Source organism: Rhizobium rhododendri (assembly GCF_007000325.2).
Lineage (GTDB): Bacteria > Pseudomonadota > Alphaproteobacteria > Rhizobiales > Rhizobiaceae > Rhizobium > Rhizobium rhododendri.
On sequence record NZ_CP117267.1, the window covers coordinates 2378753 to 2400461 of the forward strand.

Here is a 21709-nt window from a genome sequence, read left to right on the forward strand (position 1 = left end):
TTGGCCATGGCCAGCTTCAGCGAAGCACAGGAACATCCGGCAAAGCAGTTGTGGGAGCAGATCGATGCGGTGCACGCCGGCATGCTGGGTATCGACGGCATCGACATGCACATGCAGCCAATGGCGCCGCACGCCGATCCGACGACAAACACCATCTGGTTCTACACCAAGACGGATGCAGATATCGTCAAGAGCATCAAGACCGGCGCACGCGCCCGCTTCTGCGTGGTCGGCAAGGATCACGACTACCATGCCAGCCTCGCCGGCAAGATCGAGGTCCGCGCCGACCAGGCGAAGATCGACGAGTACTGGAGTTCGGTGACCGCCGCCTGGTATCACGACGGCAAGAAGGACCCGACCCTGACGATGCTTGCGATGCATGTCGAAGACGCGGAACTGTGGATCTCGACCGGCAGCAAGCTGAAATTCGGCTGGGAGATCGCCAAGGCCAATCTCGACGACGACAAGATGCCGGACGTCGGCGTCAAGCGCCACCTGACGTTTGCCTGAACGAGAATAGCCCGGGCCGTCAACGGACAGCCCGGGCTACTTCAAAATCTGTTTGGGTCAGTTCCAGAACGAGGGAACGGTCTCAGCCAGGCGAGGCCCGATCCGCAGCGGCGCTATATTTTCCGCCAGCCCGGTCGAATCGGAGATTTCCACGCCGACCCCACATATCGTCGCCGGCCCGGATGCGGCCTCGAAGCGGCCTTTCGGCATCTTCGAAATGAACCGGTTGAGCGGTTCTTCCTTTTCCATGCCCAGCGAGGAATCATAGTCGCCACACATGCCAGCATCGGACATGTAGGCGGTTCCGCCGTTGAGGATCTGCGCATCGGCTGTCGGCACATGGGTGTGGGTCCCGACGACGAAGCTCGCGCGGCCATCGACGAAATGGCCGAAGCATTGCTTTTCGCTGGTAGCCTCCGCATGGAAGTCGAAGACGATCGCGTCGGCCTGCTCCTTCAGGGGGCAGGCAGCCAGGATGGCCTCGGCCGACTTGAAGGGATCGTCGAGTTCGGGATGCATGAACACGCGGCCCATGATGTTGGCGACCAGCACGCGGGCGCCATTGCGCGCATAGTAGAGGCCGGAGCCGCGTCCGGGCGTTCCGGCCGGATAATTGGCCGGGCGCAGGAACTGGTCATGTCGGCCTGCAAAGGAAACCGCTTCCTTCTGGTCCCACACATGATTGCCCGTCGTCACCACGTCGGCGCCGGCATTGATGGTTTCCAGGAAGATTTCTTCGGTGATGCCGAAACCGCCGGCCGCATTCTCGCCGTTGACGATGACAAAATCGAGCTTGAGATCGGACACCAGCCCCGGCAGGCGGTTCCAGACACTCACGCGCCCGGTCTTGCCAACCATGTCACCCAGAAATAGCAGTCTCATTCCACGTCGGTCTCCGGTCAGAAAATGCGAAGGCCGCTTTCGGTCAGAATGGCGTCAAGGGGAACGTCGTGCGGCTCGGCGGGTACTGATGGCACTTCTTGGCAATCGAATGCAATGCCGATCAGGCGCCGCGCGAGGCCTTTCCGTCGTAAAAGCGCAATCGCCCTGTCATAATAGCCGCCACCATAGCCAATCCGCCGTCCGCTAGCGTCGAACGCCGATAGCGGCACCAGCAGGATATCGGGTTCCAGCAGCGCTGCGGTCTCGTCAGGTCCGAGGGTACCGAAGGCACCGGGAACAAGCGAACGGGCATCTGCCAGTTCGCGAAAGACGATCGTTTGCCTGTCGATGACGACGGGCAGGCAAACGCGCGCGCCCCGCGATCGCAATTGATCGAGCAACGGCCGGATGTCCGCCTCGGAGCGGATGGGCAGGAAGCCGGCGATAACCGCTCCCGGCTCGAAGCGGATTTCCGCATCACCACACCGCACCATGGTGGCGCTTTTTTGCGCCCGCAAATCCGCCGGCAGCGCGTCGCGAGCCGCCAGCCGTTGCTTGCGAACCTGTGCTTTCATCTCACTCGAAGCCATGTCGTCCATCCCGCAAGCCAACGCCCGGGCGTGGCTGCGCCCCTCAGGCGCGCACCACCGACAGCTTTCCGTTGGCGCCGATACGGGCGCGGACGCTATCATAATTGGGGATCGTCGTGTGCGGTGTCTGCATCGGGTGGCCATGCGTCGCGGTGATGACCATGACGTCGGCGCCTGCCGCCTCGCCAGCCTTGATACCAGCCGGCACGTCCTCGAACACCAGGCATTCGGTGACGCTCACGCCCAGCCGTTCGGCACCCAGAATGTAGCACTGCGGATTGGGCTTGCCGACCTTGACGTCCTCGGCAGTCACGATGAAACGCGGCATCGGGATTCCCGCCTCCGCCAGCCGCGCCTTGGCAAGCGCAATCGGCGACGAGGTAACGATGGCCCAGCGGTCGGCAGGCAGCGAGGCCAGAAAATCGATGGCACCGGAAATCGGCACGACGCCGGCGACATCGGCGATCTCGTCCCTCTCGATTGCAGCGGCTTCGACAGCAGGATCTACGCCGGGAAGATTGAGGTTGCGGATCGTATCGATACCGCGGGCGCCGTGCATGGTGGGCATGAATTTCTCGACATCCAGACCCTGGCGCGCAGCCCAGGCGCCCCAGACCCGTTCTGCGGAGGCGATCGAGTTCATGATCGTCCCGTCCATGTCGAACAGGAAGGCGGCGTAGCTTTTATCGAAGACGGAAACGTTATCAGCGGACAAGGAGTATCTCTTTCGGTTGGCAGATGATCGACCGGGCCGACGCAGGCGTCGCAGGTCGAAGATTGCCCCAGATACCGTCAGCCGCAGTCAGATGCAAAGCTAGATAGTCTTGCCGGGGCACTGCGACAAGCAACGACCCGGCGGGATGTTCCCTATTCGCCGAGACGGCTTTTGACGCCGGCGATGATCGTCTTCGACAATGTCTCGTAATCGTCGTCGAAATGGTGACCGCCGGCCATGGCGACGACTTCGGCGCCGGTGCCCTTCAGATCGGGGCAGGCAACGTCCTCGTCGTCATCCGTGCCATAGACGCACTGCACGATCTTCGGGTTGATCTTCTTAAGGTCCTTGAGCGGATCGCCGCCCTTGCCCTCGCTGGAAGCGCCGAGCCAGCCCATTACCGAGATGACATAGTCGACCTTGCGCGACAGCGACAGCAGCGACATCTGCACCACCTGGCTGCGTTCCTTCGGCTTCAGCAGATTGTAGCTGGCCGGGATGACGTCGGCACCGAACGAGTAACCGATCAGCACGACGTGCTGCACATTGAAGTGCTTGGTGTAGTAATCGATGATGCGGCCCAGATCGTCTGCAGTTTCCTGTGGCTTACGCTCCGACCAGAAATAATGCAGCGTATCGACGCCGACCACCGGAATGCCCTGATCCTGCAGGTAGGAGCCGACTTCCTTGTCGATGTCGCGCCATCCGCCGTCGCCGGAATAGATGATCGCCAGCGTGTCCTCGGTCGGCTTGGTTTCAAGCACGTTGATGGGAAGGCCAAGCGGCGACTTTTCGGCGCTCAGCGACTTTACCAGATCGACCAGGGTGTTGCTGAGGGTCGTCGTGGCGTCGTCCGTGGAATCGCGGATTTCGATTTCCGGATGATCCTTCTGCATCGCCTCGACATGGTCGCGGCCATCCTTGGGCGCTGCCGGGGTGAAGCTGGCAATGATCGGGTTTGGCAGCACGCCGTCCATCAGTCCGATGACGACGTTGTCGCCGGTCTTGACCTTTTCGGCAGGCGTGCAGAGATCCTTGGTGAGGGCGATGCCTGCGGCAGGATCGACGGCCAGCGTCTGTGACACAGTGGCGTCCGGTGTCTGCGCGGCAATTGCCAGCGCCATGGTGCCACCAGCACCAACACCGGCGATGATCGGCAGCTCGTAGGCGCTGTCGGCGACAGACCGCTGTACCTGCTGGCTCAGCGACTCGATGTCGGAAACCATGTAGATGCAGCCATCGTTCTGGCTGACATCGTAATTGTTGAGTGCCTTCAGGAAGGAAGGATAGTCGATCCCGATGACCATCGAGCCCTTCGCCAGCAGCGTCTGTGCAACGGCGTTTTCCTTATCGCCCCAGCCACCGATATCCGAGATCAGCACGACTTCGCCAACTACCTTGCCCGTCGGCACAAGGATGTGCGGCGACGGGATGATGCCGGTGTCGTATTTCTTATTGACCTCGTCCGCGTGGGCGACACCCAGCGTGAGCAAGGCCGCCATTGCGAAGGAAGCTGCGTATTTCAAGATCATTTCCTGACGACTCCTCTTAGTCCGCCGCCGATCAGGAACGTCGCGTCCATCAGCGCAATCATCGGACTGACCCCGCCTGAAACCGCGAGATAGCGCGGCTGCCAGTCGGGATGAAATTTTGCTTTGAAGGCTCTTAGCCCTTTGAAGTTATAAAACCGTTCACCGTGTTCGAAAACCGTGCCGCCGATCCGGTCCCAGACCGGCGCCGATTCACGCTTCGACATTCCGGATAGAGGTGCCATCCCGAGGTTAAAGCGCTGAAATCCGGCATTCCTAAGATGCTCGAGGATCTGGACGAAGAGAAAGTCCATGGAACCCTTCGGTGCGTCGGGCGAAAAGCGCATCAGGTCGATCGAGCCCTCTTCGTGGGTCGACGTCACGAGTATGTTTGCAAAGGCAACGATGCGGCCGTCCTTCCTGAGAACGCCGACCGGCTGCGACAGGATATAGTCGGGATCGAAGGCGCCGAGGGAGAAGCCCTTTTCCTTGGCGTTGTGGTCTTCCAGCCAGGCGTTCGAGACTGCCGCGAGTTCGTCCAGCACCTCGCCTACGTCCTGCGGCTCGATGACCGCGAATTCAAGCCCGTCGCGCACCGCACGGCTTGCCGTCTGGCGGAGATTGGCCCACTTGCCGCCCTTCAGCTCGAAGGTATTGAGATTGACGACGGCGAGTTCGCCGAGCTTGTAGGCCCGCATGCCGGCATCGGCGCAGTGCGACAGGAGCCCTGGCGAGATCTGGTAGAATACCGACCGACAGCCCGCCGTACGCGCGGATTCGACAAACCGCCAGACGAGATCGGCCAGCGCGTGCCGCGGTCCGATCGGGTCGAACAGGGCGATCCAGGAGCGACCGCGCTTGCCGTACATGATGAAGGCATCGCCCTTTTCGGAGAACATTATGCTCTTGTCGCGCATCCGCACAAGATTGGCGTCGGCGATGCCGTGCGCTTCGACAATGGCAACGGCCCGCTCGACATCGTCGTCCGAGACCGGCAGCAGTCGCGAGGTCGCCGGACGGAGCAGGCTGAACGCGGCAATACCGGAGGCAACGATGCAAAGGCCGAGCACGGCACGCAGGCCACGCGGCGCCTCGTCGGCAAACTCGAACTGCCACCAGAGCTGGTTGCTGTAGGCGACGTCGCGATAGACGAAGAACAGGATGACAATGGCGCAGATGCAGATGACCGCAATAGCCATCAGCCATCCGGCTGTCAGCGCCTGGTTGACGAGCGAAGCCGGGCGGTTGAACAGCTTTCGGCTGACGAACAGGCCGAAAATGAAAAACAGCAGGAACGACGCCTCGACGAGCGCGATCGCCTTCAGCAGCGACAGCGTTACCGCTGCAACCGCGCAGCCCACCGAAACCCACCAGGCGCCATCGAGGCGCTGGCCAAGGCCACGGGCTGCGACGACCATGGCAAGGCCGACGAGGCTCGACAGGAAATGTGCACCTTCGACCACAGGCAGGGCAAGATAATCCGACAGGAACTCGAGGTTTTCATCCGGCGTCGGCGTGACGCTCGAAAAGATCAGCATGACGCCCAGCAATAGCGCGAAGGTCGACAGCAACTGCGGCATAAGGCGCCCGCCGACACGCCGCACACTGGAAGCAGCGGGATGGTCGACGAAGCGGCGCAGTTCGGTCACCGCAACGACCATGATCGCAAGCAGCAGCGGGATCACATGGTAGATCACCCGGTAGAGTACCAGCGAGCCCAGCACCGCATCGACGTTGACGGCGCTGCCAAGCGACGCGACGATCACGGTCTCGAAGACACCAAGGCCGGCCGGGACATGGCTGAGGACGCCGAGGCCGACGGCGATGGCATAGACCGCGAGGAATGTCGGCCAGCCGATCGACGATTCCGGCAGCAGCACGTAGAGAACAGTCGCTGACGCCGCGATATCGAAGGCGGTGACCAGGAACTGGCGCGACCAGGTGCGCGAATCCGGCAGACGCAGCGTGAAGCTGCCGATGGAAATCACCCGCCCGCCGCGGCCCATGTAAAGCAAGACCGCCAGTAGGCCCAGGATGACACCGGCGACGCCGCGCAGCACGAGGCTGTCGACATTGATCAACGGCCCCATTTCATCGGCAATAATCATCAGCGCGATCGAACCGACGGCGGCAAGGCCAAGGCCGAACGACAGCGTCACGAAGGCGACGATGCGCCCGATGTCTTCCGGTGTCAGCCCCATGCGCGAATAGGCGCGGTAACGGATCGCGCCTGCGCTCAATGCGCCGAAACCGGCAGTGTTGCCGACGGCGTATGCACTGAACGCCGTCAGCGCCACATGCGGAAACGGCACCTTCTTGTCTATGAATTCAAGCGCATTGGTATCGTAGAAGATCAGCGCGAAGAAGCTGAGGCCGGTAAACAGCAGCGCAAGCAGGATCGCACGGGCAGAGGTGTCGCTCAAAGCGAGCACGATATCGTCGTACCGGACTTCTGTCGTCAGGTGGAAAATCGCGTAGGCGACCATGCCGAAGACGACGACGCTGCCCAGCGCCAGCAGCTGCGTGCGATAGCGGCGCAACATCGTGACCAGCCAGCCGCGCTCCTCGAGGTCGTCTTCGGCTGGTTCCAGATCGATCGGGCTCGACATACTTTACCTGTTTGAATGGGTCACTTCTGCGCCCCGCTTAGCAGATGTACGTCAACGCGAATATTTCTATTCGGCGGTTGTACGCAGATTCTTTCAAGGCGACGACATGTCGCCGTCACATCTCTCTGAATTCAGGCATTTTTGGCGCAGCGCCTTGATCGGCGACAATATTCTCTTCAAAAAAGGAAGATTATAGTGGGCGCGACGGGCGCGGAGACAGAAGTCGCAAGGCAAATTGCGTAAAACCCGCCCGAAGGCGAAAGTGCGATCCACGACGACCGGTGGTTTTTTACGATCCTGGGTGCCTACAAACGTAGGTGGGCGCCATATGTCCAAGCCCACGGGCCTGGCCAGGGACAGCTCCCTTTGGATCGAGTATGGCCCCAGGGATTGTGGTACCTGCCGGGAAGCGCAGACCGCAATTCGACATATAATGCGCTTTGGGTTTGCGCACCAGTGCCATCGGTCGAGAATTAACGCTCGGCGACGTCATCGACGAACGCTACCCTCTACGGATTTGCCGTTCAGGGTTTTATCGCCGTCATGTTCAGATGCCAGGGTTCGCAATCGATGCTATCTAAACTCAGTGCGCTTCCGCGCCCGGCTTGGCGACCAGTTTTTCGGTGATGCCGCGAATGCTGCTGGCGACTTCGTCCAGAACGCCGGCCAGCGCCTCTTCCGTCTGTGCACTGGCGGCGAGCGCTGTGTCTCGGTTACCGCGCAAGGCGTCGAGTTCTGCCTCCAGCCCGGATACCTTGCGCGTCAGGTCGGCCACTTCGTCCATGATCATGATGCCGGCCATGACTGTCACCCGGAGATCGCCGATCTCGCCGAACTGCTCCTTCAGGTGGCTGACATAGCGATCGAACCGTGTGGCGAGATCCGTCAGGTGATCTTCCTGCCCCTCCTCGCAGGCCATGCGATAGGCCTTGCCGTCGATCGTTACCGTTACCTGCGCCATGCGATATTCCGTCCTGTCTTGCCCGATACGGCAAAGGTTGTCTGCGACGCTGCGTCAGCGATCGAGTACGGCCCTGATCGTTTCCATGGCGGTGACCAGCCGGCGGGAAACCTCGCGGTTTACCTCCTCCAGCCGGTTGGCGCGAAATTCCGCCTGGTCGAGTTCCTGTGCCAGCCGTGAACGGTCGGCGTGGGTCCGGCGAACCTCAGCGTCGATCTCGCTTCGCTCGCGCTCCCGTTCGAAACGCACGTCGACCGCATTATCCAGCGCTGCCAGCGCCTGACGCAGTGACGTGATGGCGGCGTCCACTGTCTTGCCTGTGGGCATCATGTCTTCCCGGTTCCACGCACAATGCTCCGAATCGCCATGGTGGCGCATTGCCCTGATCTGTCACAGTATTCAACTCGGCAACTGGCCGTCAATAAAGGCCTGCATGCGGCAAGGCCGCTAAACTGTGGATGACATGCGACTTTCCTCAGTTCCGGCAGCCTATCAGGCTCATGTCGTCTTTTGTACAAGACAAAAGGCAAATGTTAAATATTTGCGACGGAGGCCGGGTTTGGCCGCCGGATTTATTGACTTGCTCGCCCCAACTGCTATGTCTCAGCCGCCTGAGGCAGACTGCGATCCAGGGTTCCAAGCATCCCTCCCTCGCTGTGCCTTCCAACCGGTGGTCCATCCCTCTCGAGACCGAGACCATCCCAAACCTTGCGGAACGACCATGATCTCTCGCGAAAAACACGACCGGATGGCAAACGCGATCCGTTTCCTTGCCATGGATGCCGTTGAGAAGGCCAATTCCGGCCATCCCGGCCTGCCGATGGGCATGGCTGACGTCGCCACCGTACTCTTCTCCAAATACCTGAAATTCGATCCGAAATCGCCCCATTGGGCAAACCGCGACCGCTTCGTGCTGTCGGCCGGCCACGGCTCGATGCTGCTATACTCGCTTCTGTATCTGACCGGCTATGAAGACATGTCGATCGAGGATCTGAAGAACTTCCGCCAGCTGGGCTCAAAGACTGCCGGCCACCCGGAATACGGTCACGCCACCGGCATCGAAACCACGACCGGTCCGCTCGGCCAGGGCATTGCCAACGCCGTCGGCATGGCGATTGCAGAACGCAAGCTCGCCGTCGAGTTCGGCTCCGAGCTGCAGGATCACCACACCTACGTGATGTGCGGCGACGGCTGCCTGATGGAAGGCATCAGCCACGAGGCAATCGCGCTCGCCGGGCACCTGAAGCTCAACAAGCTCATCCTGTTCTGGGACAACAACTCGATCACCATCGACGGCGCCGTTTCGCTGTCGGACTCGACCGACCAGATTGCCCGCTTCAAGGCTGTTCACTGGAACACCATCGAAGTCGACGGCCATGAGCCGGACCAGATCTCTGCCGCGATCGAGGCAGCCCAGAAGTCCGACCGTCCGACCCTGATCGCCTGCAAGACGATCATCGGCTTCGGCGCTCCGCACAAGCAGGGCACCCACAAGGTCCACGGTTCGCCGCTCGGCGCCGAGGAAATTGCGGCTACCCGCAAGGCTCTCAACTGGGATGCCGAGCCCTTCGTCATTCCTGCCGACGTGCTCGACGCCTGGCGCGAAGCCGGCAAGCGTGCCGTTCCCGATATGAAGGACTGGCAGTCGCGCCTCGCTGCAGCCGATGAAGCCAAGAAGGCCGAGTTCAACCGCCGCTTCGCCGGCGACCTGCCGGCTGGCTTCGACGCCGCCATCAGCGACTACAAGAAGAAGCTGGCCGAGACGAAGCCGACCGTTGCGACCCGCAAGGCGTCGGAAGACGTGCTCGAGGTCATCAACGGCTTCCTGCCTGAAACGCTCGGCGGCTCCGCCGACCTGACGCCATCGAACAACACCAAGACCAGCCAGATGGTGTCGATCACGCCGACGGATTTCGCCGGCCGCTACATGCACTGGGGCATCCGCGAACACGGGATGGCGTCTGCCATGAACGGTATCGCTCTGCACGGGGGCCTGATCCCTTACGGCGGCGGCTTCATGATCTTCTCGGACTATTGCCGTCCGCCGATCCGCCTGGCGTCGCTGATGGGCATTCGCGTTATCCACGTTTTGACGCATGACTCGATCGGCGTCGGCGAAGACGGCCCGACCCACCAGCCGGTGGAACAGATGGCCTCGCTGCGCGCCATCCCGAACCTGATGATGTTCCGCCCGGCCGATGCCACGGAAACGGCCGAGTGCTGGCAGATTGCGCTGAAGACCAAGGACCGTCCGTCGGGTCTGGCCCTCACCCGCCAGAACATGGTTGCCGCTCGCCTGGAATACAGCGAGAAAAACCTCTGCGAACTCGGCGCCTACAATCTGGCCGGTTCTGCCGATGCCAAGGTGACGATCTTCGCTTCTGGATCTGAAGTCGAAATCGCCGTTGCCGCCCGCACCGCGCTTGAAGCCAAGGGCATCACGGTCCGCGTCGTCTCGGTTCCCTCGACGGAATTGTTCTTCGAACAGCCCGAAGCCTACAAGGCGGAAATCCTCGGCAACTCGCCAGTCAAGATCGCCGTCGAAGCCGGCGTCCGCGAAGGCTGGGATGCCTTCATCGGACCGGAAGGCACGTTCATCGGCATGAAGGGCTTTGGCGCTTCCGGCCCGGCCAAGGAAGTCTACAAGCATTTTGGTATCACGGCGGAAGCCGTCGTTGCCGCTGCGGAAGCTAAGCTTTCCTGATCCCAATACAGGGCGCCACGGCGCCCTGCTTCCATCAAATAGAAAAGTCCTGTCCGATTTGGGAGTGTCCACCATGACTGTAAAAGTTGCCATCAACGGCTTCGGCCGCATCGGCCGCAACATCCTGCGCGCCATCGTCGAATCCGGCCGCACCGACATCGAAGTCGTTGCCATCAACGACCTCGGCCCGGTCGAAACCAATGCCCACCTGCTGCGCTACGATTCCATCCACGGCAAGTTCCCGGCCTCGGTCAAGGTCGAAGGCGACACGATCATCGTCGGCAACGGCAAGCCGATCAAGGTCACCGCGATCAAGGATCCGGCAGCCCTGCCGCATGGCGAACTCGGCGTCGATATCGCCATGGAATGCACCGGCATCTTCACATCGCGTGAAAAGGCCGCCCTGCATCTGACCGCCGGCGCCAAGCGCGTTATCGTCTCGGCCCCTGCCGACGGTGCCGACCTTACCGTCGTCTTCGGCGTCAACGACGACCAGCTGACCAAGGAACACCTGGTCATCTCCAACGCGTCGTGCACCACCAACTGCCTGGTTCCCGTCGTCAAGGTCCTGAACGATGCCATCGGCATCGACCACGGCTTCATGACCACCATCCACTCCTACACCGGCGACCAGCCGACGCTGGACACGATGCACAAGGACCTGTACCGCGCCCGCGCCGCAGCCCTGTCCATGATCCCGACCTCGACCGGCGCCGCAAAGGCCGTCGGCCTCGTGCTGCCGGAACTGAAGGGCAAGCTCGACGGCACGTCGATCCGCGTTCCGACACCGAACGTTTCCGTCGTCGACTTCAAGTTCGTCGCCAAGCGCAACACCACGGTTGAAGAGATCAACCAGGTGATCAAGTCTGCCTCCGACGGCAAGCTGAAGGGCATCCTCGGCTACACCGACGAGCCGCTGGTTTCGCGCGACTTCACCCACGACAGCCACTCGTCGATCTTCGCCTTCGACCAGACCAAGGTCCTGGAAGGCAATTTCGTCCGCGTGCTCTCCTGGTACGACAACGAATGGGGCTTCTCCAGCCGCATGTCCGACACAGCCGTCGCCTTCGCCAAGACCATCTGAGCGACTGCACCGCCACGTTAGAAAAACGGCTCGGGAAACCGGGCCGTTTTTTGTTTAGACACTTGATATTCCACATTTCGCCCAGCTATCGACCAGATTGATCATTAAGCCTTTGAGAGCAAATCTGGATGGCCTACAATCGGCGGGCAATCATTTGCGCTGGGGGATTCGGCGTCGGGGACGGGAGCGCAGGGAGGGCTCGCGTCGCGGCTACGGGCTGACGTGGGGCGTCCGGCACTGGCCGGATGCGAGAAAAGGGAAGTGTCCGTGGAAGCATTTTATGTCGTCGTCCTGGTCTGCACCGTCCTGATCCTCATTGCCGCCTTCTCCAGCCTTCTCGCATTCCGCTTCGGCGCGCCCCTGCTACTGCTGTTTCTCGTCATCGGCCTGCTGGCCGGCCAGGATGGGCTCGGCATCGCCTTCAGCAACAATTACCTCGCCTATATCCTCGGCTCGATCGCGCTGGCCGTCATTCTTTTCGATTCCGGCTTTGGCACCTCGCTGTCCTCCTTCAAGGCGGCTGCCGTCCCGGCTCTGACGATAGCCTCGCTCGGGGTCATCATTACCGCCTCCATTTTCGGGCTGGCCGCATCCTGGCTTCTCGGTTTCAGCTGGATGGAAGGCCTGCTTCTCGGCTCGATCGTCGCCTCGACGGATGCCGCCGCCGTCTTCTTCCTGCTACGCATCGGCGGCATCAATATCCGCGACAAGGTGCGCTCGACGCTCGAAGTCGAATCCGGCACCAACGACCCGATGGCGATCTTCCTGACCATTGCGCTGGTACAGGCGATCGGCAGCGGCGAAGGCGTCGGCGGCGTCAATATCGCCATGCTGGCCATGTTCGTCCAGCAGATGGGCCTCGGCGTCATCCTCGGCTTGCTCGGCGGCATGATGATCGTGCTGGTCGCCGGCAAGCTCGAAACCGACCGCGGCCTGACGCCGATCTTCGTGCTGGCGCTGGCGCTGCTGGTGTTCTCGTTCACCGGCGCCGTCGGCGGCAGCGGCTTTCTTGCGGTCTATGTCGCGGGCATCTACGCCGGCAACCACAAGATGCCGGCCTCTGCGACCATCAAGCGCTTCCAGGACGGCATGACCTGGCTCGCCCAGATCATCATGTTCCTGGTCCTCGGCCTGCTTGCCTCCCCGTCGGAGTTTCCAGCCATCGCCGTGCCGGCCGTACTGCTGGCGCTGGTGCTGATCTTCGTCGCCCGACCGGTTGCCGTCTGGCTCTGTCTGCTGCCGTTCGACTATACCCAGCGCGAGACAGGCTTCCTCGCCTGGGTCGGTTTGCGCGGCGCCGTCTCCATACTGCTTGCCATCATGCCTATCCTCGGCAATCTCGATTTCGGCCAGACATATTTCAACGTCGCCTTCATCATCGTGCTCGTCTCGCTGATGCTGCAGGGCTGGACGATCAAGCCGGTGGCCAAGAAGCTCGGGCTCATCATTCCGCCGCGCATCGGCGCCGTTCACAAGGTCGAGGTCGATCTGCCCGGCGCTGCCAACCACGAACTGCTCTCCTACCGCGTTGTCAAGGACAGCCCTGTGCTATTGGGAGAGCGGATCCCGCGCTGGGCCATGCCATCGCTGGTGGTGCGCGACGGCAAGTCGATGCGCTATCAATATGCCGGACGGCTGCGGGAAAACGATCTGGTCTACCTGTTCATCGCGCCAAGCTTTTCGCGGCTGCTCGACAGGCTTTTCGCCACCCGCGCACCGGTCGATCCGGAAGATACCGAGTTCTTCGGCGCCTTCTCCATTTCGCCGCAGCGGCAGGCAGCGGATCTCGATGCTGCCTATGGCCCGGGCCTCCTGCACGAAAACGAGAAGAACCTGACGATTTCCGAACTGATGCGCCAGCGCTTGGGCGGCAAGGCGGACTATGCGGACCGGGTGCGTCTCGGATCGCTCATATTGATCGTTCGCGACCTCGACGAGAACGACCATATCAAGGCTGTCGGCATGTCACTCGAAGTGGTCGATTCCACCGATGCGCTGCCGCTGTTCATCAACATGCGCGAAATCGCCCACCGCATTCGCGATGCCCTCAGGCGGCGCCGCGCACGGGCCGCGAAGGCGAATTCAAACGATTCGAGTAGCGACTAAAACCCAGGCCGACAGCCTTGCGTCTCCGACCATCCGTAGTATGGTCGGCGCATCTTCCGACCATATCAATTTGCGGATCTTTCCCATGCCAAGCTTCAAGACCCTCGACGATCTCACCGAAATTGTCGGCAAGCGCGTGCTTGTCCGCGTCGATCTCAACGTGCCGATGAAGGACGGGAATGTCAGTGACACCACGCGCATCGAGCGTGTTGCCCCAACCATCCTCGAACTGTCGGCCAAGGGCGCCAAGGTCATCCTGATGGCACATTTCGGTCGCCCCAAGGACGGCCCGACACCGGAATTTTCGCTGTCGCAGATCGTCTCCTCGGTGAAGTCGGTGCTCGGCCACGACGTCCTTTTCGCCTCCGATGCCATCGGCGCACCCGCCACGGAAGCGATCGCCAAGATGAAGGATGGCGACATCCTGCTGCTCGAGAACACCCGCTTCCACAAGGGCGAGGAAAAGAACGACCCTGCCTTCACCCAGTCGCTGGCAGACAACGGCGACATCTACATCAACGACGCCTTCTCGGCTGCCCATCGCGCCCATGCCTCGACCGAAGGTCTGGCAAAGCTGCTGCCGGCCTACGCCGGGCGGACGATGCAGGCTGAACTTGAAGCCCTCGAAAAAGGCCTGGGCAATCCCGTCCGCCCGGTAGTTGCGATCGTCGGTGGCGCCAAGGTGTCGAGCAAGATCGATCTGCTGATGAACCTCGTCAAGAAGGTCGATGCACTGGTCATCGGTGGCGGCATGGCCAACACCTTCATCGCCGCCCGTGGCACCGAAGTCGGCAAGTCGCTCTGCGAACACGACCTTGCAGATACGGCACGCCAGATCATGCTTGAGGCAGCCCAGTCCGGCTGCTCCATCGTGCTGCCGGAAGACGGTGTGGTTGCCCGCGAATTCAAGGCCGGCGCTGCGAACGAAGTCGTCATCATCGACAGCATTCCAGCCGACGCCATGGTCCTCGATGTCGGCCCGAAAACGGTCGAGCAGATCAAGGCCTGGGTCGGCCGCGCCGAAACGCTGGTCTGGAACGGCCCGCTCGGCGCCTTCGAGATCACGCCTTTCGATGCAGCAACCGTGGCTGTCGCCAAGTTTGCCGCCGAATGCACCAAGTCGGGCAAGCTGACATCGGTTGCCGGCGGTGGCGACACGGTTTCGGCGCTCAACCACGCCGGCGTTTCCGACGACTTTACCTACGTCTCCACCGCCGGCGGCGCCTTCCTGGAATGGATGGAAGGCAAGGTCCTGCCGGGCGTTGCAGCGCTGGAAGCTCAAGCCAAGGCGTGAGTTGCATAATGGCGGTTCGCCCGTCCAGTTGAAGTTTTGATGACCGTGAAAGCGAAAGCTTTCGCGGTCTTTTCGTTGGTGCTAGTGTAGCCGCAGACATTACAAACGATTGAATTCATTTCAATCGTTTCAGTAGCTTAACCTAGGATTTTCCTTTTAAAATTCTTCTGGTATCGCAGGTCCGGCAGTGTTGGGAGAGCATGAAAGGACCGAACGTCTTGGAGATGCAGATCCATTAGTTTGATCGATAGAGGCGTTGCCGGTCGGTCGTGAAATGAAACAACATCCGTGCGTGCGCAATGCGCCGCTTCGAGGGATAGGGAGTGAACTATGGTAGACGCGAAGATGTTGGACAAGATGAGCTCTGCACCGGGATTCATTGCGGCGCTGGACCAGAGCGGTGGTTCGACGCCCGGTGCGTTGCGTCTCTACGGCATTTCCGAGACCGACTACCAGGGCGACGATGAAATGTATCGCCTGATGCACGCCATGCGCGTCCGCATCATGAGCGCGCCTGCCTTTACCGGTGACAAGATTATCGCCGCCATCCTTTTCGAGCGGACCATGGACGGCGACGTCGACGGCCAGCCAGTTCCCTCATTTCTTTGGGAAAAGCGCGGCGTCGTGCCTCTCCTCAAGGTCGACAAGGGATTGCTTGCCGAAGAAAATGGCGTCCAGTTGATGAAGCCGATGCCGGAGTTGGACGCCCTCCTGAAGCGCGGCCGCGAAAAGGGAATTTTCGGCACCAAGATGCGCTCGGTGATTGGCAATGCCGACAAGGCCGGGATTGCCGCCGTCGTCAAGCAGCAGTTCGAGGTTGCCCGCCAGATCATCAGTCACGGCCTGATGCCGATTATTGAGCCTGAAGTCTCCATCAAAAGCGCAACGAAGACAGAGGCCGAAGCCATTCTTCGCGACGAAATCGCAAAGCAGCTCGATCTGCTGCCTGCATCCGAAACCGTGATGCTGAAGCTGACGATCCCGACGGTCGCCGATTTCTACGCTCCGCTCATTTCTCACAAGTCGGTCGTCCGGGTCGTAGCCCTTTCCGGTGGCTACAGCCGCACGGATGCATGCGAGAAGCTCAGCCATAACCATGGCATGATCGCCAGCTTCTCGCGCGCGCTGACAGAAAACCTGCGCGTCACGATGAGCGACGCCGAATTCGACGCCAACCTGGCCGAAACGATCGATGAGATCTACTCAGCCAGCGTCAACAAGGCCTGATACTGTCCAGACGCGGCAAGCACTTGAAGGTTGCCTAACCGAATGCTCGTAGACTCCATGGCCCGGCTTGCCACAGCCGGGCCATTTCTATTGCTACATCAGCATCAGAGCGCTTCGCGAAACACCAGCGCGAACGTCCAGATGGCGAAGGCCAAAATCGCGATCTTCCAGAAGTCCGCGCGCCGCCGCAGCCCGGGCAGGCCGAGCGGTCGGATCAGATGCACCACCATCGCCAGAAGCAGCAGCAAGCCTATGAGTTTGGACATAAAATTCTCTGTTGTCTGGTCACGGCCACAGACAGGACATTTTTCTCCTCGAAAAACTGGCCTGAACGGGCCTACCGATGCCTGTCCCCGCCGTCTTATCTGATTTTTAAGCCTGACCAGCGGACAATAGGATATGAAAAGAAATATTCTGCCCGTCCTCGCGCTCCTGTTCGGAACCCTGTTCCTGTTCATGGGCAACGGCCTTCACAGCCTGCTGCTACCCGTTCGCGGCACGGCCGAGGGCTATGCAACGACGACGCTCGGCCTGCTCGGAACGACATGGGCAACGGGCTTCGTGCTGGGTTGCCTGACGGCGCCCAAGCTCGTCCGTCGAGTCGGTCATGTCCGCGCCTTTTCGGGCTTCATCGCCGTCATCGCCATCATCGCCCTGCTGACCGGCCTGATCGTCGATTCCGCCTGGTGGGTGGCGCTGCGAGCCGTCACCGGCTTCTGCACCGCCGGCACCTCGATGATCATCGAGAGCTGGCTGAACGAGCGCGCCACCAACGAAAGCCGGGGCGCGATCTTTTCGCTGTACATCGGCATCACCCTGATAGGCGCCGTCGGCGGCCAGATGATGATCCCGTTCGGCGACATCCATACGCCGATGCTCTTCATGGTCTGCGGCATCTGCTACTGCGTAGCCATGCTGCCGACGACGCTGTCCAACGCCGCCTCGCCGCAGCCCCTGAAGGCCATCAAGCTCGACCTCCCGGCCATCTACAGAAACTCACCCGTCTCGTGCATCGGCATCCTGCTCGTCGGCATCGCCAACGGTGCCTATGGCACGCTCGGTGCTGTCTTCGGCGCCCGTGCTGGCCTTGACGAAGGCAACATTGCCATCATGATGAGTTCGACCATCTTTGCCGGCGCGATGATGCAACTGCCGGCGGGCCGGCTCTCCGACCGTATCGACCGCCGCTACGTGCTGGCCATCATGGCCGCGATTGCTGCCGTCGATGGGCTGCTGTTGTTTATCTTCCAGCCCAGCACGCCCTATCTGCTGATCAGCCTCGTTATCGTCTACGGCGCTGCGGCCAACACGCTCTATCCGATCACCGTCGCCCATGCGAACGACTTCGCCTCGCCGGAGGAATATGTGAAGGTGTCGGGCGGCCTGCTGCTGCTCTATGGGATAGGCACCATCATCGGACCGACCATGAGCGGCCCGATTATGTCTGCCATTGGCCCCTACTCACTGTTCCTCATCACCGCGATCGCCCATCTGGCGATCAGCGGCTATTCCATCTTCCGCAGCCGCCAGCGCGCCGCCATTCCAGCCGGAGAGCGCGATGCCTACACGAACATGCCGTCTGCCAACAACCAGATGATCACGCCGGAAAGCATGTCGATGGCCAACCCCATGGACACGCCGACCGAAACGGACGATCCTGCCGTCAAATACGGATGAAGGAGAAACCGCGATGAGCCTGTTTGACGACGACCGTCCGAAAAAGCCGGGTATCCACGAGATCGGTAGCGATATCACCCTGCTGTCGGTCGATGAGCTGAAGGAGCGTATCTCTCGTCTTCACGAGGAAATCGCGCGTCTCGAACTTGCCTGCAACGAAAAGGCCTCCGGTCGGAGGGCAGCCGAGAGCCTTTTCCGTTCCTGAAATTTACCCGCCGCCTCGGCAATCTGCATAGCAGCAAGTACAATTTCGGGGCGTCTTTAACTAAAAATTAAGCTTTATCATTCATTACTGTGAACATCCGGATTTTGTCTGGACTCAGACAGTTTTTCACCATTTGGCGAATTGGTCTGATTTTTCTCCCTGTTTCACCTTCAGAGCCGCTTTTTGCGGCTCTTTTTTTGTCTTTGCCTGCCGGCGCAGGCCAAGGAAACTGTGGAGATTAACCTTCTATTAAGAATCGACTTGCAGATCTGGGGTAAAACTACCATCTTGAAGTCAATCAGCGCCGCCTAATCGAAACCTTTTGCGACCTGCCGGCGTTACATAAGCAAAACTGACTGTCTGCAACAGGGACTACTCTGATGTCTGAACTTGGATTGAACACCGTTAGCTTTGCAGGTCGTGCCGCCTCGTCGTCGCAATTCAAGGCGCTGTATGCAGAGGGTATGTCCCTCGTGGAAGAGACAGCGGCTTACCTCGATGGTAATGGTCGTGCTGCTTCCAAGGTCCTGCCGCGCATGGCATCGGTGCTTTACGCAGCGGAATCCATGCGCCTGACCACACGTCTGATGCAGATGGCTTCTTGGCTCCTGCTGCAGCGTGCCGTCAACAACGGCGAGATGTCGCGCGACCAGGTCCTCACCGAAAAGAATAAGGTCCGCCTGGACGGTTTCAACGTCGACAAGACGGCGCCTGGCTGGGGTGATCTTCCGGAATCCTTCCGCGACCTCGTAGAGCGCTCCCTTCGCTTGCAGAACCGCGTAGCAATTCTCGATCGCGAGATCTATCGCCCTTCAGAGACCATCGTTCCGGACAACCAGAACAGCGTCAAGGCGCAGCTTAGCCTGCTCCAGACCGCTTTCGGCATGAACTGATCCGATCAAACCTCTCTTTCTTGGAAAGCCGGCCCGCTCATCGCGCGGCCGGTTTTTTGTTGTCAACCGCCTGGCGGCAGGACAAAGAAAAGCCCGGCAAAACCGGGCCCCTCAGAAACATAACGATAAAGCGGCGTATTAGACGCCGAGACCGCCGAAACGCTTGTTGAACTTTGAGATACGGCCGCCGCGGTCCATCATCTGCTGATTGCCGCCGGTCCATGCCGGGTGCGACTTGGAGTCGATTTCGAGGTTCATCGTGGCGCCTTCAGAACCCCAGGTGGAGCGGGTTTCATATTCGGTGCCATCGGTCATGACGACCTTGATGGTGTGGTATTCGGGATGGATGTTTGCCTTCATAACAATATTCCTGCCATGCCAGGGTCCATTTGTCGCAAGCCATTGCAGCGACCGACCCGATTGAATAAATGAAGCCGCAGCAGATGGCGGCCACGGCTTCCAATTACGATGCGGTGCCTATACAGCAAGGCCACGCAGATAACAAGGGCCGATCAGGGCCCAAAGCCTGGCTTTACAGGGATAGGAGACGACGTGTCAGAAACGGGAGAGGCAGGCGCCAAGCCACGCAAATCCATTCGACCGCTCGGACGCCTGCTGCCCTATCTGCAGCGCTACCGTCGCATGGTTACGGGCGCCGTCATCGCTCTCGCGCTCGCAGCGATCACCTCGCTGGCCCTGCCGCTTGCCGTCCGCCGGCTGATCGACCACGGGTTTGCGCAAAGCGACGGAACCTTCATCAACAGCTACTTCGTGATGCTGATGGTGATGGCCGTCGTTCTCGCCATGTCGAGTGCGCTGCGCTACTATTTCGTCATCACGCTGGGCGAACGCATCGTCTCCGACCTGCGCCGCGAGGTCTTCGACCATGTGACCCGTCTATCCCCATCCTTCTTCGATATAAACCAGTCCGGCGAGATCATGTCGCGGCTGACCGCCGACACCACGCAGATCAAGTCGGCCGTCGGCGCTACCGCGTCTGTCGCCCTGCGCAACATCATCCTCTGTTTCGGCGCCATAGGCATGATGATCTTCACCAGCCCGAAACTGTCAAGCATCGTGCTGATCGCCATTCCGCTGGTGGTGTTCCCACTGGTCGCGTTCGGCCGCAACGTCCGCAAGCGCTCGCGCGCCGCCCAGGACATGCTGGCGGACGCCTCTGCCTATGCCAACGAGACAATCGGCGCTACCCGCACCATCCAGGCCTTTAACGGCGAGAACGCCGCTGCTGCCCGCTATGGCAGCGCCGTCGAGAACGCCTACGAGGCCGCTCGCTCGGCCGTCAAATCCCGCGCCCTGCTGACGGGCTTTGCCATCACCATGATTTTCGGCAGCGTGGTTGCCGTCCTCTGGGTCGGTGCCCAGAATGTTCTGTCAGGAACCATGTCGCCGGGAACGCTGAGCCAGTTCCTGCTTTACTCCGTCATATCGGCTGGATCGCTTGGCGCACTTTCGGAAGTCTGGGGCGAGCTTTCCCAGGCCGCCGGCGCCGCAGACCGCATCGGAGAACTGCTGGCGGAACGGTCGGCCATCGCAGAGCCGGAATATCCCCTCCCCCTGCCGACGCCCCACATTGGCCGCGTCGAGTTCTCGGATGTGCATTTCGCCTATCCGTCGCGCCCCGGCAAGGCAGCCCTTCACGGCCTGTCACTCGGCGTCCGGCCGGGCGAGACGGTCGCTATCGTCGGACCGTCCGGTGCCGGCAAGAGCACCATATTCTCGCTGATCCTGCGTTTCTACGACCCGCAGAGCGGCACCGTCTCTGTCGACGGTATCGATACCCGCCAGTTATCTCTCGATGCCCTGCGCTCGCAGATCGCCATCGTGCCCCAGGATGTAACGATCTTTGCGGCCTCTATCCATGACAACATCGCCTTCAGCCGCCCTGGAGCGACGCGCGAAGAGGTCCGTGCGGCCGCCATTGCGGCCCAGGCGGATGAATTCATCAGCCGTCTCGACGAAGGCTACGATACGCCCACCGGCGAACGCGGCATCACGCTCTCCGGCGGCCAGCGCCAGCGCATTGCGATTGCCCGCGCCGTGCTCAAGAACGCCCCGATCCTGCTGCTCGACGAAGCAACGTCGGCGCTCGATGCCGAGAGCGAGATGCTCGTGCAGAAAGCACTCGACGACCTCATGGAAACCCGCACCACCATCGTCATCGCCCACCGGCTGGCGACCGTGCTGAAAGCAGACCGCATCCTCGTGCTCGATCATGGCCGCATCGTCGAGGAAGGCACCCACCAGAGCCTCGTGCAGCACGGCGGGATCTACGCCAAGCTTGCCCGGCTGCAATTCGACACCGGCATCGAGCAGCGCCTGACGATGGTGAACTGACACCCCGGGCGACTGCACGGAGGCTGAACCCTCCGCCCAAGGCAGCTCTCGCCCTGCAGCTTGCATTTTGCCGCCCGCTCCATCTTGACAGACCTCCATCTTTCAGGCGGCATTGCCAAGCGCTGCAAGCAGCCGAAAGACGAACGTCCAGACAGGGAGACGAGCACCATGTACAAATTTGAAGTCTACAAGGACAAAGCCGGCGAATTTCGTTTCCGGTTCAAGGCATCGAACGGCGAAACGATGTTCTCGTCGGAAGGCTACAAGGCAAAGGCCTCGGCCATGCATGCTATCGAATCGATCAAGAAGAACACACCCGGCGCCGACATAGACGACCAGACGAGCGCCACGGTCTGAGGCCGGACTGT

The 21709-nt window shown here is 60.8% G+C and carries 20 protein-coding genes and 1 other RNA gene; 11 read left to right on the forward strand and 10 right to left on the reverse strand.

What is annotated here, in order from left to right:
* The first annotated feature begins 6 nt into the window (after positions 1-6).
* Complete coding sequence (locus tag PR018_RS11570; protein WP_142830688.1) at positions 7-510, forward strand: pyridoxamine 5'-phosphate oxidase family protein; 504 nt, start codon at positions 7-9, stop codon at positions 508-510.
* Between the two features lie 57 nt (positions 511-567).
* Here PR018_RS11570 and PR018_RS11575 read toward each other — a convergent pair whose 3' ends face one another.
* The 8 genes from PR018_RS11575 to PR018_RS11610 form a co-directional block, all read right to left on the reverse strand.
* Positions 568-1392 carry a TIGR00282 family metallophosphoesterase gene (locus PR018_RS11575; RefSeq protein ID WP_142830687.1) on the reverse strand — a complete coding sequence of 275 codons (825 nt, stop codon included), beginning with the start codon at positions 1390-1392 and terminating at the stop codon, positions 568-570.
* A 17-nt stretch (positions 1393-1409) separates the two neighbouring features.
* Entirely contained in the window at positions 1410-1982 is a 573-nt protein-coding gene (locus tag PR018_RS11580; protein WP_142830686.1) for a 5-formyltetrahydrofolate cyclo-ligase, read from the reverse strand.
* 43 nt (positions 1983-2025) lie between these two features.
* On the reverse strand, positions 2026-2697 hold the full coding sequence (locus PR018_RS11585) for an HAD-IA family hydrolase (RefSeq protein WP_142830685.1): 672 nt from the start codon (positions 2695-2697) through the stop codon (positions 2026-2028).
* A 152-nt stretch (positions 2698-2849) separates the two neighbouring features.
* Positions 2850-4229, reverse strand: a complete 1380-nt coding sequence (locus tag PR018_RS11590) for a virulence factor (protein ID WP_142830684.1) — start codon at positions 4227-4229, stop codon at positions 2850-2852.
* The gene (gene mprF, locus PR018_RS11595; RefSeq protein ID WP_224127976.1) at positions 4226-6769 is read right to left on the reverse strand and encodes a bifunctional lysylphosphatidylglycerol flippase/synthetase MprF; all 2544 of its coding nucleotides are present in this window, start codon (positions 6767-6769) and stop codon (positions 4226-4228) included. Before mprF ends, PR018_RS11590 begins: the two co-directional genes overlap by 4 nt.
* A gap of 328 nt (positions 6770-7097) precedes the next feature.
* Positions 7098-7256, reverse strand: a non-coding RNA gene (gene ssrS / locus PR018_RS11600) — 6S RNA.
* A gap of 162 nt (positions 7257-7418) precedes the next feature.
* Positions 7419-7796: a cell division protein ZapA gene (locus PR018_RS11605; protein ID WP_142830682.1), complete on the reverse strand. Its 378-nt coding sequence runs from the start codon at positions 7794-7796 to the stop codon at positions 7419-7421.
* A 54-nt stretch (positions 7797-7850) separates the two neighbouring features.
* Entirely contained in the window at positions 7851-8126 is a 276-nt protein-coding gene (locus PR018_RS11610; RefSeq protein ID WP_111222393.1) for a DUF4164 domain-containing protein, read from the reverse strand.
* A gap of 391 nt (positions 8127-8517) precedes the next feature.
* Between PR018_RS11610 and tkt the strand changes: the two genes are divergently transcribed.
* The 5 genes from tkt to PR018_RS11635 all read left to right on the forward strand — a co-directional run bounded on the left by tkt (position 8518) and on the right by PR018_RS11635 (position 16211).
* Positions 8518-10500 (forward strand): transketolase, encoded by a 1983-nt coding sequence (gene tkt / locus PR018_RS11615; protein WP_142830681.1) that lies wholly within the window; start codon positions 8518-8520, stop codon positions 10498-10500.
* A gap of 73 nt (positions 10501-10573) precedes the next feature.
* Complete coding sequence (gap, locus tag PR018_RS11620) at positions 10574-11584, forward strand: type I glyceraldehyde-3-phosphate dehydrogenase (protein WP_142830680.1); 1011 nt, start codon at positions 10574-10576, stop codon at positions 11582-11584.
* 267 nt (positions 11585-11851) lie between these two features.
* Positions 11852-13690, forward strand: a complete 1839-nt coding sequence (locus PR018_RS11625; RefSeq protein ID WP_142830679.1) for a potassium/proton antiporter — start codon at positions 11852-11854, stop codon at positions 13688-13690.
* Positions 13691-13775: 85 nt separating this feature from the next.
* The gene (locus PR018_RS11630) at positions 13776-14984 is read left to right on the forward strand and encodes a phosphoglycerate kinase (RefSeq protein WP_142830678.1); all 1209 of its coding nucleotides are present in this window, start codon (positions 13776-13778) and stop codon (positions 14982-14984) included.
* 330 nt (positions 14985-15314) lie between these two features.
* Complete coding sequence (locus PR018_RS11635) at positions 15315-16211, forward strand: fructose bisphosphate aldolase (RefSeq protein WP_142830677.1); 897 nt, start codon at positions 15315-15317, stop codon at positions 16209-16211.
* 104 nt (positions 16212-16315) lie between these two features.
* Here the strand turns inward: PR018_RS11635 and PR018_RS11640 are convergent, their stop codons facing one another.
* Entirely contained in the window at positions 16316-16477 is a 162-nt protein-coding gene (locus tag PR018_RS11640; RefSeq protein WP_162854775.1) for a hypothetical protein, read from the reverse strand.
* 133 nt (positions 16478-16610) lie between these two features.
* On the opposite strand from PR018_RS11640, the gene PR018_RS11645 reads away from it, so the two are divergent.
* From PR018_RS11645 to rcdA, 3 genes are all read left to right on the forward strand, one after another.
* A complete protein-coding gene (locus tag PR018_RS11645) occupies positions 16611-17888 on the forward strand; it encodes an MFS transporter (protein WP_142830676.1) in 1278 nt (425 codons plus the stop codon).
* Between the two features lie 13 nt (positions 17889-17901).
* The gene (locus tag PR018_RS11650; protein ID WP_142830675.1) at positions 17902-18093 is read left to right on the forward strand and encodes a DUF1192 domain-containing protein; all 192 of its coding nucleotides are present in this window, start codon (positions 17902-17904) and stop codon (positions 18091-18093) included.
* A gap of 380 nt (positions 18094-18473) precedes the next feature.
* A complete protein-coding gene (gene rcdA / locus PR018_RS11655) occupies positions 18474-18986 on the forward strand; it encodes a protease adaptor protein RcdA (protein ID WP_111222385.1) in 513 nt (170 codons plus the stop codon).
* A gap of 138 nt (positions 18987-19124) precedes the next feature.
* On the opposite strand, the gene rpmE is transcribed toward rcdA, so the two are convergent.
* Positions 19125-19346, reverse strand: coding sequence for a 50S ribosomal protein L31 (gene rpmE / locus PR018_RS11660; RefSeq protein WP_111222384.1), 222 nt, complete (start codon positions 19344-19346; stop codon positions 19125-19127).
* Positions 19347-19454: 108 nt separating this feature from the next.
* Here rpmE and PR018_RS11665 point away from each other — a divergent pair, with 108 nt between their 5' ends.
* On the forward strand, positions 19455-21341 hold the full coding sequence (locus PR018_RS11665; protein ID WP_142830674.1) for an ABC transporter transmembrane domain-containing protein: 1887 nt from the start codon (positions 19455-19457) through the stop codon (positions 21339-21341).
* 168 nt (positions 21342-21509) lie between these two features.
* Positions 21510-21698: a YegP family protein gene (locus PR018_RS11670; RefSeq protein WP_142830673.1), complete on the forward strand. Its 189-nt coding sequence runs from the start codon at positions 21510-21512 to the stop codon at positions 21696-21698.
* The last annotated feature ends 11 nt before the right edge of the window (positions 21699-21709 follow it).